Origin of the sequence: Lentzea sp. (assembly GCF_036380075.1) — a bacterium.
Classification (GTDB): domain Bacteria; phylum Actinomycetota; class Actinomycetes; order Mycobacteriales; family Pseudonocardiaceae; genus Lentzea.
This window is the reverse complement of record NZ_DASVFL010000314.1, coordinates 26,460-37,491: the sequence shown is the minus strand read 5'-3', so window position 1 is coordinate 37,491 and position 11,032 is coordinate 26,460. Positions and strand designations below refer to the sequence as shown.

At 69.8% G+C, this 11,032-nt stretch carries 10 protein-coding genes, 1 rRNA gene and 1 riboswitch; of the genes, 4 read left to right on the top strand and 7 right to left on the bottom strand.

The genetic code is table 11. The annotated features are described in order from the left end of the window. The 3 genes from VF330_RS32930 to VF330_RS32920 form a co-directional block, all read right to left on the bottom strand. Positions 1 to 137, bottom strand: a 16S ribosomal RNA gene (locus tag VF330_RS32930); the annotation flags it as partial. A gap of 388 nt (positions 138 to 525) precedes the next feature. Beyond that, positions 526 to 1,866, bottom strand: a complete 1,341-nt coding sequence (locus VF330_RS32925) for a polysaccharide lyase 6 family protein (protein ID WP_330855612.1) — start codon at positions 1,864 to 1,866, stop codon at positions 526 to 528. 43 nt (positions 1,867 to 1,909) lie between these two features. Next, complete coding sequence (locus tag VF330_RS32920) at positions 1,910 to 2,344, bottom strand: NUDIX hydrolase (RefSeq protein ID WP_330855611.1); 435 nt, start codon at positions 2,342 to 2,344, stop codon at positions 1,910 to 1,912. A 73-nt stretch (positions 2,345 to 2,417) separates the two neighbouring features. On the opposite strand from VF330_RS32920, the gene VF330_RS32915 reads away from it, so the two are divergent. The 3 genes from VF330_RS32915 to rpsT all read left to right on the top strand — a co-directional run bounded on the left by VF330_RS32915 (position 2,418) and on the right by rpsT (position 3,985). After that, complete coding sequence (locus VF330_RS32915) at positions 2,418 to 3,347, top strand: SPFH domain-containing protein (RefSeq protein ID WP_330855610.1); 930 nt, start codon at positions 2,418 to 2,420, stop codon at positions 3,345 to 3,347. After that, complete coding sequence (locus VF330_RS32910; protein ID WP_330855609.1) at positions 3,347 to 3,559, top strand: hypothetical protein; 213 nt, start codon at positions 3,347 to 3,349, stop codon at positions 3,557 to 3,559. The genes VF330_RS32915 and VF330_RS32910 overlap by 1 nt, the downstream gene beginning before the upstream one ends. A 159-nt stretch (positions 3,560 to 3,718) precedes the next feature. Continuing rightward, positions 3,719 to 3,985 (top strand): 30S ribosomal protein S20, encoded by a 267-nt coding sequence (gene rpsT / locus VF330_RS32905; protein WP_030468084.1) that lies wholly within the window; start codon positions 3,719 to 3,721, stop codon positions 3,983 to 3,985. A 105-nt stretch (positions 3,986 to 4,090) separates the two neighbouring features. Here the strand turns inward: rpsT and holA are convergent, their stop codons facing one another. Further along, positions 4,091 to 5,059, bottom strand: coding sequence for a DNA polymerase III subunit delta (holA, locus tag VF330_RS32900; RefSeq protein WP_414675513.1), 969 nt, complete (start codon positions 5,057 to 5,059; stop codon positions 4,091 to 4,093). A gap of 87 nt (positions 5,060 to 5,146) precedes the next feature. Continuing rightward, positions 5,147 to 5,279: riboswitch (SAM riboswitch) on the top strand. Positions 5,280 to 5,290: 11 nt separating this feature from the next. Here holA and thrC point away from each other — a divergent pair. Continuing rightward, entirely contained in the window at positions 5,291 to 6,547 is a 1,257-nt protein-coding gene (gene thrC / locus VF330_RS32895) for a threonine synthase (RefSeq protein WP_330855607.1), read from the top strand. On the opposite strand, the gene VF330_RS32890 is transcribed toward thrC, so the two are convergent. From VF330_RS32890 to VF330_RS32880, 3 genes are all read right to left on the bottom strand, one after another. Next, positions 6,528 to 9,317, bottom strand: a complete 2,790-nt coding sequence (locus VF330_RS32890) for a DNA internalization-related competence protein ComEC/Rec2 (RefSeq protein ID WP_330855606.1) — start codon at positions 9,315 to 9,317, stop codon at positions 6,528 to 6,530. The genes thrC and VF330_RS32890 overlap by 20 nt on opposite strands. A gap of 36 nt (positions 9,318 to 9,353) precedes the next feature. Continuing rightward, a complete protein-coding gene (locus VF330_RS32885) occupies positions 9,354 to 10,046 on the bottom strand; it encodes a ComEA family DNA-binding protein (RefSeq protein WP_330855605.1) in 693 nt (230 codons plus the stop codon). A 123-nt stretch (positions 10,047 to 10,169) separates the two neighbouring features. Continuing rightward, positions 10,170 to 11,027, bottom strand: a complete 858-nt coding sequence (locus VF330_RS32880; protein WP_330855604.1) for a DegV family protein — start codon at positions 11,025 to 11,027, stop codon at positions 10,170 to 10,172. Between the last annotated feature and the right edge of the window lie 5 nt (positions 11,028 to 11,032).

The window sequence follows — 11,032 nt, the reverse complement described above, 5'->3', positions numbered from 1 at the left end:
CAGAGTACAGGGCAGGTTACCCACGTGTTACTCACCCGTTCGCCGCTCGTGTACCCCGAAGGGCCTTACCGCTCGACTTGCATGTGTTAAGCACGCCGCCAGCGTTCGTCCTGAGCCAGGATCAAACTCTCCAATAAGGATTGTTGTGATCGCTCCAGACGGAATATGTCTGGCAATCTGGTAAAACTACTCAAAGAAATACTCCTGACGAGGAGTATTTATATTACTGGCTGTGTTTCGGCACGCTGTTGAGTTCTCAAAGAACACGCGCTCACCGGATCCTCACTCCGTTTCCGGAGTTTCTCTCTCGGGGCTGTGTTTGAAGCTTATTTGGTGTTGCTCGCCGGTGTCAAATCGGCCTCTCAGAGGCTCTTTGTCTTCCGGTTTTTGGCCAGGCCCGTCCCGGTTGGTATTTCCGGCCCGCTTCGCTCTGACATGGAGAACATTACACGGGCCTGTTTCGATCTCCAAATCGGGGGGTCCCGGTAACCGCCACACGGGCGGCTACCAGGACAAACGCGGTCGTCAGGGTGCGGAGACCCCGACATCGGCCTTCGTCAGCGGCTTCCGAGCGGCCGAAGAGCTGTACTCGTCCGCCCCGACATCGGGCTTGCCGGAACGCGCCTGCGGATCGAAGTCGCGCGTCACGTACGAGTAAGTACCTGCCGACGAGTCGATGGCCGGACTTCCGGACGAGAGGCGCAGCAGTCCGTTCGCGTCGCGCACCAGCTTCGGGTCGACGGCGCGGTAGCCCGACGGGATGCCAGCTGTCCCACCCCACACGATGTTGCCCTCGTACTTCACGGTGGACCCGCTCATCAGGTCGACGAGCTTCGACGACGAGCCCTGGATGACGTTGTTCGCCAGAACGCAGTCCTTGGGCGCGTAGGTACCGGTGTCGCTGTCGACCACGGCGCCCGTGCCGATCAAGGTGTTGAACGCGACCGTCACCCGGTCCGGGCGGTCGTGCGACGTGGAGGTCGGTCCGCTGTCGGTCTCCGAGCCCTTGCCGAAGACGATCGCGCGGTCACCGGTGTTCTGCACGTAGTTGTTGAACACCCTGTGGTCGTTCCCGTGGAACCGGATGCCGCTGCCGAACAGCACGTTGCCCTCGACGGTGGTGCGGTTGCCGTGCCGCAGCACGATGTAGCCCTTGCTGTCGCGGATCGTGTTGAAGCGGACCGTGTTGTCCGAGGACTTCACGGAGATGGCCTCCGGGTCGCCGTTCGCCTTCTCGAACAGGTTGTGCTCGACGACCGCGTACGCCGACTTCGACTGCTTGTGGCTGTAGCCGAGCCGGATCGACTCGCCGCCGTTGTTGCCGGAGAAGCTGTGGTTGTAGAAGTGGTTGTGGTGGACCCAGGTCCGTTTCGCGATCTCGCTGCCGGGACCGGTGATCTGCAGGTAGACGCCCTCGTTGCTGCGGTTCGAGAACGTGTTGTGGTCGACCTGGACGTCGTCGGCGCTCACCGTGAGGGAAGCGCCGTCCTTGTTGCCGTTGTAGGTGTTGCGGGTGATGCGCGTGGCCTGCGCCTCGGGCGGGACGGTCGTCGAGCTGGTGCCGTCGAAGACGAACCCCTCGATCGTCACGCCCGTCACGGCTCCGAGCTCGAAGCCGCCGCGGGTGAACACCGCGGCGCCGGGGGTGCGCGCGGCGACGGTGACGCCCGGCGTCGTGATCTTGATGGGCCGCTCGGGCGCGTGCACGCCCTCGGCCAGGACGATGCGCTGACCGGGCCGGGCGGTGTCGAGGGCGGCTTGCAGGGAGGCCGTGCCCGAGACGCTGACGACAGCCGCGTGGGCGGGCACGACGACGAAGGACGACAGCAGGGCGGCCGCGGCGACAGCGGCCAGTGATCGGATCATTCGCCAACTCCGTTGGGTGCGAGCTGGCGGCGGTAGTCGCAAGCTACCGCAAGATCCCCGCCGGCGGGTTGTTCCGGTACAGGCCCAGGGCGGTGTCGACGGACGGCACGCGGTCGAGCGATGCGACGTCGGCGAGCGGGAACCACTGGGCGAAGTCGGTGCTGCCGCCCACCTCGTAGCGCAGCTCGCCTCCCACGATCCGCACCTCGTACATGACGCGAAGTGCGTGGTAGTCGCGGTCGGGCTCCTCGCGGAGCTCGGAGTCGATGCCGAGCAGCCGCAGCACCTCGACCTCGTGGCCGGTCTCCTCCTCGAACTCGCGGACGACGGCGTCGTAGGGGTGCTCGCCGTGCTCGAGACCGCCGCCGGGGAGGATCCAACGTTTGCCCTTCGGGCCGAGCCAGCGCGCCAGCAGGATCTCGCCCTCGTCGTTCAGGCACACCCCGTACGCGGCCACACGCTGCTTCTTCTCCCTCATGCGACTCAGCGTAACTTGCGATCACGGCGAAAAAAGTGATATCACTTAGCTACTACTTCGCTAGGGGGTCTGGATGAGCGCATCCATCGAAACGGCGGTCCACATGCCGGCACCCGCCGTCCGCGAGAAGCACGCGCGGGAGCTGACCGGTCTGCCGATGTTCTTCGTGGGGTTGGCGGTGTTCGCGGTGGGCGTGTGGACGATCATCACGGGGATCAGCACGGCGGTGGAGACCGAACAGCCACCGGTGGGGTCGCTGATCACCGGCGTCCTGCTGTTCCTGGCCGCGGCGGTGGTGATGAGGGGCCTGTTCACCGTCGCGCCCGGTGAGGCGCGGGTGCTGCAGTTCCTCGGCCGGTACGTCGGCACGGTCCGCACGGACGGCCTGCGCTGGACGAACCCGTTCACCACGCGGCAGAAGATCTCGACCAGGATCCGCAACCACGAGACGCAGACGCTGAAGGTCAACGACGCGGACGGCAACCCCATCGAAATCGCCGCCGTGGTCGTGTGGCAGGTGGAGGACACGGCGCGCGCACGGTTCGAGGTCGACGACTTCGTGCGGTTCGTCGGCATCCAGACGGAGACCGCGGTGCGGCACATCGCGACGAGCTACCCGTACGACAACCACGACGTGGCGGGTCTGTCGTTGCGGGAGAACGCGGACGAGATCACCGAGACGCTCGCGATCGAGATCTCGGCACGCGTGCAGTCCGCCGGCGTGAAGGTCATCGAGTCGCGGCTCACCCACCTCGCGTACGCGCCGGAGATCGCACACGCCATGCTTCAGCGGCAGCAGGCGGGCGCGGTCGTCGCGGCCCGCACGCGGATCGTGGAGGGAGCTGTCGGCATGGTCGAGCTCGCGCTGGAGCGGCTGGCCGACCACGACGTCGTGGAGCTCGACGAGGAGCGCAAGGCGGCGATGGTCTCGAACCTGCTGGTCGTGCTGTGCGGTGACCGTTCCACCCAGCCCGTGGTGAACGCCGGGTCGCTGTACACCTGATGGCTGATCGCAAGAGCGTTCTGCTCAGGCTCGACCCGGCCGTGCACGACGCGTTGAGCAGGTGGGCGAACGACGAGCTGCGCAGCACCAACGCGCAGATCGAGTTCCTGCTGCGGCGTGCGCTGGCCGAAGCGGGCCGGCTGCCCGGCGAGGCGAAGAAGATGCCCCGCCGCGGCCGCCCGCCGAGGAAACCGGACCCGGACGAGGGCTGAGAGACCGGGTTCGTGATGCGCTGAGCTGGCCTGATATTCTTCGTCGTCGTGAACGCGCGGCACTCCGCCGTGGAGGAGAGCCGGTCCAGGGCAAGCAGTACTGGCCGGTGCCGACGAAGCGCGTCACGAACCCGGTTTCGACAAGAAGGGTGATGTCGCATGGCGAACATCAAGTCCCAGCTCAAGCGGATCAAGACCAACGAGAAGGCGCGCCTGCGCAACAAGTCGGTCAAGTCGTCCCTCAAGACGGCCATCCGCAAGTTCCGCGAGGCTGCCGAGGCCGGTGACAAGGCGAAGGCCCTGGAGCTGCTGCAGGACGCGTCCCGCAAGCTCGACAAGGCCGCCACCAAGGGCGTCATCCACGCCAACCAGGCCGCCAACAAGAAGTCGGCGATGGCGCTGCGCGCGAACCAGCTCGAGGGCTGATTCCGCACGCTCACTCCGAGCTTCTGCGAAGGGGCCCGCTTCCTCCGGGAAGCGGGCCCCTTCCGCGTCCGGCCCACTGCCGCGCAACGGCGTCAGGCCGTGGCTTCAGCGGCGGCCGTGCGCCGCGACGATCTTGAGCACGGCGCGCTCCAGCGCGTAGTCGGCGTCGGCCGCCACGCCCTTCACGTCGGCGTTGAGGCCCGCGACCACCTGCATCGCCTCGGCCAGCCCCGACTGGTCCCAGTTGCGCGACTGGCCCTGCGCCTTCTTGATCTTCCACGGCGGCATGCCCAGCGGACCGGCCAGGCTGAACGGGTCGGCCCTGCCGACCGCGGACACGCGCGCGACCGTGCGCACGGCGTCGGCCAGCGCATCCGCGACGAGCACGTGCGGCACGCCGAGCTGCATGGCCCAGCGCAACGCCTCCATGGCGCCCGCCCGGTCGCCGACGACGGCCTTCTCCGCCACCGCGAAGCCGGTCACCTCGGCCTTGCCCTGGTGGTAGCGGCGGATCTCCTCGACGGTGACCTTGCCGTCGGTGTCCGACACCAGCTGCGAGGCCGCCGCGGCCAGCTCGCGCAGGTTCGTGCCCACGGCGTCGATGAGCGTGGCGACGGCCTCCGGGTCGATCTTGCCGCCTGCCCGCCGCACCTCGTTGCGCACGAACGCCTCGCGCTCGGCGGACTTCGTGACCTTCGGGCACTCGGTGACGCCGGCGCCCAGCTTCTTCAGCTGTCCCGGCAGGTCCTTGGCCGCCTTGCTGCGCCCGCCGCCCGTGTGCACGACGACGAGCGTGACTCCGTCCGCGGGCGCTTTGGCGTAGGAGAGCACCGTGTCGGCGACCTCCTTGCCGATGTCCTGCGCGTTCTGCAGGACGATCACGCGCCCCTCGGCGAACAGCGACGGGCTCACGAGCTCGGCCAGTTCGGGAGGCGTGAGATCAGTCACCGGGACACGGGTCAGGTCCGCGTTCGGGTCGACCTCGCGTGCGGCCTCGAGAGCCGCCCGAACAGCACGTTCGACCAGCAACTCCTCCTCGCCGACGACGAGGTGCAGTGACTCCGGTGCGCTCACGACGGGCATCCTCCCACGTCCCGGATCGTGGACGTTTGTGGCTGAGCAACGGACCGGTGCCGTAGCTTGGTGGGCACAACTGAACACCGCTCATCCAGAGGGGCAGAGGGACCGGCCCGTAGAAGCCCCGGCAACCGGCGTCAGCGCAGCAGTGCACCACTGCGCGCAGACGATCACGGTGCCAATTCCGACCCGTTCGCTTTCGCGGGAAAGATGAGGAGATACCTCGCGATGACTGCTGTCTCTGTGCCCACGAGCACCAAGTTCGACCTCGGCCCCGCCCGCGCACTGCTGTGCCGTGAGTGCGGGAATGAAACTCCTCTCGCTCCCGAGTACGCCTGTCTGGAGTGTTTCGGGCCGCTGGAAGTGGCCTACGACTTCGGGAAGGTCCGGCGCGAGGACATCGAAGCCGGCCCCCGGTCCATCTGGCGCTACCGCGGCCTGCTCCCCGTTCCGTCCACTGTGGAACAGCACCCCAACACCGATCCCGGCGGCACCCGCCTGGTCGAGGCGCACAACCTCGCCAAGGCACTGGGAGTCCGCAAGATCTGGGTGAAGGACGACACCGGCAACCCCACCCACTCGTTCAAGGACCGCGTCGTCGGCGTCGCCCTCGCCGCCGCCCGCGAGCTCGGCTTCAAGGTGCTGGCCTGCCCGTCCACCGGCAACCTGGCGAACGCCGTCGCGGCGGCCGCCGCCCGTGCGGGCTGGAAGTCGGTCGTGCTGGTTCCCTCCAACCTCGAACGCGCCAAGATCCTCATGAGCGCGGTGTACGAAGGCGACCTGATCGCCGTCGACGGCAACTACGACGACGTGAACCGCCTCGCCCAGGAGCTCGCCGCGGAGAACGAGGACTGGGCGTTCGTGAACGTCAACGTCCGCCCGTACTACGCGGAGGGCTCGAAGACGCTCGGCTACGAGGTCGCCGAGCAGCTCGGCTGGCGCCTGCCCGACCAGATCGTGGTGCCCATCGCGTCCGGCTCGCAGCTCACCAAGGTCGACAAGGCGTTCCGCGAGCTCGGCCAGCTCGACCTGGTCGAGGCCACGCCGTACAGGGTGTTCGGCGCGCAGGCCACCGGCTGCTCCCCGATCTCCGCCGCCTTCAAGGCGGGCCACGACGTCATCCGCCCGGTCCGCCCGGACACCATCGCCCGCTCGCTGGCGATCGGCGCCCCGGCCGACGGCCCGTACGTGCTCGACGCGGTCCGCCGCACCAACGGCGCCATCGAGGACGTGACCGACGAAGAGGTCGTCGAGGGCATCAAGCTCCTCGCCCGCACCGAGGGCATCTTCGCCGAGACCGCCGGCGGCGTGACCGTGGCGACGGCGAAGAAGCTCATCGAGTCGGGTCAGCTCGACCCGGACGCGGAGACCGTGCTGCTGATCACCGGTGACGGCCTCAAGACCCTCGACGCGCTCGGCGACACGATCGGCCCGCGCGCGACGGTCCCGCCGTCGGCCGAGGCCGTCATCGACGCGCTGCGGTAGTCACCTCCTCCCGGACGCGATCTCCTGTTCTCAGAAGGAGATCGCGTCCGTCTGGACCCACCCGGTGCGCGGGAACCGTTTCAGGTCCTCCATCACGTGCGGCCCGACCGGCCGCACCTCCGCGCGCCATGCCGCGATCCGTTGCGGCCACGGGGCTTCCGCCTTCAGCGCGTTGTAGTGGTAGTCGTGCCAGACGTGCGGCGCGATCCTCAGCTCGTCGTCGAACACGTACTCGGACACGAGGTCGTACGCCTCCTCCGGCGTCGTCGCCTTCGTGGGCGGCAGCACGTGCGTGGTGACCGCCTTGTGCGTGATGGCGCGTGTGCCGTCGTCGAGCGTTTCGCAGATGTAGTAACCGAAATCGGGCTTGAGCTCGTCGTGCGGCCACGGCGTGGCCGAGTAGTTCATCTGCCACAGCGCCCAGGGGAACCCCGGCGTGCCGCCGGAGATCGGGTAGCGCGCGTTGTGCAACCTGACCCAGACCATCTCTTCTCCTCCGTACGACTCGATTGCCCGGCAACACCGCCAGGTCTCCGTCCTTGTCCGTGCGCAACACCAGCGCACCTCCCGTCCGCAGCTCGTCGACCACGTGCGGACTCGGGTGCCCGTACCTGTTGCCCTCGCCGACGCTCACCAGCGCGACCCGCGGCCTCACGGCCCTCAGGAACGCGGGCAGCGAGTACCGCGAGCCGTGGTGCGGCACCTTGAGCACCTCGGCGGCGAGGTCCCGCTCCCCCAGCAACGCCGCCTGACCTGCCAGCTCGACGTCACCGGTGAGCAGCACCCGCCCGGCCCTCGTGTAAGCCTTGAGCACGAGCGAGTAGTCGTTCACCGTCGTGTTCGCGTCCTCGGCGACCGGCGGCCGCCGCGGTCCCAGCACCTCCAGCTCCAGTCCCGGCAGGGCGAACCGCTCCCCCGCCTTCGGTTCCACGACCCGCACTCCGTGAGCACGGGCCCGCGCACTGACCTCCCTCCACGCCCACTCGGGCTCCTTGAGCGGCCCGACCGCCACCGCACCCACCGCACGCCCGGTGAGCACCGCGTCGAGACCGCCGACGTGGTCCGCGTGCAGGTGCGTGAGCACGAGCAGCGGAATCCTCTTGATCCCCAACGTCTTCAGGCACCGGTCGACCGCGCCGGGATCAGGCCCGGTGTCGACGAGGACCGCTCTGTCGGCGTCGTCCGTGGCGAGGACGACCGCGTCGCCCTGCCCGACGTCGCAGCTGATGGCCTTCCAGCCCTCCGGTGGCCAGTCCGGTGCCACCACCTTCAGCGGCACCAGCACCACGAACCCGCCGACGAGCACCGCGACGACCAACGTCCGCGTCTTCTTGAACCGCAGCAACAACACCGTCACCGCCACGACCGCCGTCAACGCGACCGCGCCGGTCCAGCCCCTCGGCCAGCCGACCGCCGCACCGGGCACGGTCGCCGCCTGCCGCCCGACCTGGATCAGCCAGGTCACCGCGGGCCCGGCGACGTGGACGACCAGCTCGGCCGCCTCCGGCCAGAGCGGCGCGACGACCGCCGCCACCACGCCCAGCACCGTCGCCGGCGCGACCACCGGTCCGGCGACGAGGTTGGCGACCACCGACACCAGGCTCACCTGGCCGCTCAGCCCGGCCACCACCGGAGCGGTGGCGAGGCTCGCCGCCGTCGGGATGACGATCGCCTCGGCCAGCCCTCCCGGCACGCCGCGGTCCTTCAGCGCTCGCGCCCACCGGGGAGCGACCAGCACCAGTGCCGCCGTGGCGATCACCGACAACGCGAACCCGGGATCGCCGCCCAGCGCCGGGTCGACGAGCACCAGGACGAACACCGCCGTCGCGAGGCTCGGTACCGCGGACCGCTCCCGGCCCAGCACCAACGCCAGCAACGCGACCGCGCCCATGACCGCGGCCCTGAGCACGCTGGGCTCCGGACCGGCCAGGACCACGAACCCGACCAGCGCCACCATCGCGGCACCGGCTGCCTGGCGCGGACCGAGCCGGCGCAGGAGCAGGTAGACCGCCCCGCACACGATGGCCAGGTTCGCGCCGCTCACCGCGAGCAGGTGCGAAAGACCGGCCGTGCGGAACTCGTCGACTATGCGCGGCACCATGCGTTCGGTGTCGCCCACGACCAGTGCCGGGAGCAGTCCGGCTTCCTCGTCGTCCAGGACCGCACTGGCGTGCCGCAGGCCTGCCCGCAGTTCGCCCGCCCAGGTCTGCCAGACCGGTGCCGGTCGCGGGTCGAGCGGCGGACCGCGGACTCGCAGCAGCGCCGACGCCAGGTCACCGCCCCTGGGCGGGGCGAGCGTGCCCTTCACCGTCACTCGCTGACCTGGCAACAGATCGCGCCACCTGTCGGCGGGCGCCAGCAGCACCAGGTGGGCGCCGTCCGCGCTGGCGGTCAGGATCACGTGGTCGACACCGCCCTGCTGGCCGCCGAAGCCTTCCGCCCGGATCCCCCGCGGCCTGGTGTCGACCTCCACGGTCAGGGTCGTGCTCCGGCCTTCGTTCGCGGCCACGCGGAGCGGGTGGGTCTCGGCCCTCAGGACGTTGCCGCCCACCCAGGCCGCCGCCACCGGACCGGAGATCAGCAGCGCGATGGCGCACGTCCTGGTCCACCACGCTCGCCGCCAGGCCAAGAAACCGATGGCGCCGGCGGACAGTCCTGTCAGGACTGACATCTGCCAGTTCAGGAACAGACCGGCTACCGCGGTCGCCCACACCGCTGCGGCGGCCGGTGCCAGGCGGAAGTCGTGGGTCGTCAGGTGAGTGCGAGGCACTGGTGTCTCCCTTGGACGGGCAGAGGCGGTGGAAAGTCAGGTGTGGACGAGGTCGGCCAGCTTGGCGAGCTTCGAGTCGCCGATGCCTTCCACGTCGCGGAGCTCGTCCACCGAGGCGAAGGGGCCCTTGCGGGTGCGGTGGTCGACGATGCGCTGAGCCGTGACCGGACCCACGCCGGGCAACGAGTCCAGCTCGGCGGCGGTGGCCGCGTTCAGGTTCAGCTTGAGAGGCGCGGCGTTGGGGGCGTTGGCCGCTGCCGGCGGAGGGATGCCCACGGCGATCTGCTCGCCGTCGGTCACCTTGCGGGCGAGGTTCAGGTCGTGGAGGTTCGTGCCCGGCTTCAGCCCGCCGGCCAGGCGGAGGGCGTCGGCGACCCGCGCGCCGGAGGTCACCGTCACGAGGCCGGGGGTGACGACCTCGCCGACGACGTTCACGACCAGTTCCGGCGCGGGGGCCGTGGTGCTCACGAGCGCGAGGGCCGGGGCCTGCTCGGCGGCGGGGCTCTGCCACCAGCTGCCCAGGCCGATCACGGTGCAGGCCACGGCGATGCCGACGGCCAGCAGACCTCGGCGCGGGAGGCGGGGAAGGGTGAAGCGACGGCGGGGCGGACCGTGTTCGTCCGAGTCCTCGGATCGCGCGAAGACCAGGGTCGGGTCGGCGCGCACCTTCTCGGCCAGCGCGGCCAGGCGTTCGCTCGGGCGGTCGTCCGGATGGGGGCGGGGGAGCATGCGAGCGACGCTACGGAGCGGGGCGGGTGGGGAGGTGGGGTGAGCTCCGGGGCTGTGGATTACTCGCGGGTTGTGGACAGGTCGCGATCACTCGCCACTCGGGGACGGGAAGTTGTCGGGGGTCTATGGGATGCTGTCGGGTCCTCCCGGCAGCACCACGACGCCCAGCACTCCCGGACCGGTGTGCGCGCCGATGACCGCGCCGACCTCCGAGATCACGCAGCCCGTCGAGCCGGGCAGGCGTTCGTCCAGGCGAGTCGCCAGCTCGGCGGCGCGTTCGGGAGCGGCCAGGTGGTGCACGGCCAGGCCCACGGGTCCGTCGCCCGCCGCGGCCGCCGCGAGGTCGACCAACCGGCCGACGGCACGGCTCATCGTGCGCACCTTCTCCAGCGGCACGATCCGGCCGTCTTCCATGTGCAGCAACGGCTTCACGGCCAACGCGGTCCCCACCAGCGCCGCCGCCGTGCCGATCCGCCCGCCGCGACGCAGGTGGTCCAGCGTCTCCAGGCAGAAGAACATCCGGGTCTGCCGGGCCGCGGAAGCAGCGGCCTCCTCCACCTCGGCGTGCGAACGTCCGGCCGCGGCGGCCGCGCACGCGCGCAAGACCGAGAACCCGAGACCCATGCCCGTCGACCGCGAGTCGACCACGCGGATGTGGGAGGAACCGACTTCCTCGGCTGCCAGCCGTGCGGCCTCCCACGTCCCGGACAGTTCACGGGACAGATGCACGGACACGACCGCGTCGGACGACGACAGCACCTCGCGGTACACGTCGGCCATCTCGCCGGGGGTGGGACGCGACGTGGTCACCCGGCGGTGCTCGGCGAGGGCGCCTGCCAGCTCGGACGGTCCGAAGTCGACACCGTCGAGACGTCCGGCACCGTCCACCGCCACGTGCAACGGCACCACGGTGATCGAATGGCGCTTCGCGAACCCCTCGGGCAGGTATGCCGTGGAGTCGGTGACGATGGAGATGCGCACGAGCG

Bases quoted from the DNA above. Each gene is read 5' to 3' on its own strand.
- VF330_RS32910 (WP_330855609.1), top strand. From the start codon at position 3,347: ATGGCTGATCGCAAGAGCGTTCTGCTCAGGCTCGACCCGGCCGTGCAC.
- VF330_RS32920 (WP_330855611.1), bottom strand. From the start codon at position 2,344: ATGAGGGAGAAGAAGCAGCGTGTGGCCGCGTACGGGGTGTGCCTGAAC.
- VF330_RS32885 (WP_330855605.1), bottom strand. From the start codon at position 10,046: ATGCTCCCCCGCCCCCATCCGGACGACCGCCCGAGCGAACGCCTGGCC.
- rpsT (WP_030468084.1), top strand. From the start codon at position 3,719: ATGGCGAACATCAAGTCCCAGCTCAAGCGGATCAAGACCAACGAGAAG.
- thrC (WP_330855607.1), top strand. From the start codon at position 5,291: ATGACTGCTGTCTCTGTGCCCACGAGCACCAAGTTCGACCTCGGCCCC.
- VF330_RS32915 (WP_330855610.1), top strand. From the start codon at position 2,418: ATGAGCGCATCCATCGAAACGGCGGTCCACATGCCGGCACCCGCCGTC.
- VF330_RS32925 (WP_330855612.1), bottom strand. From the start codon at position 1,866: ATGATCCGATCACTGGCCGCTGTCGCCGCGGCCGCCCTGCTGTCGTCC.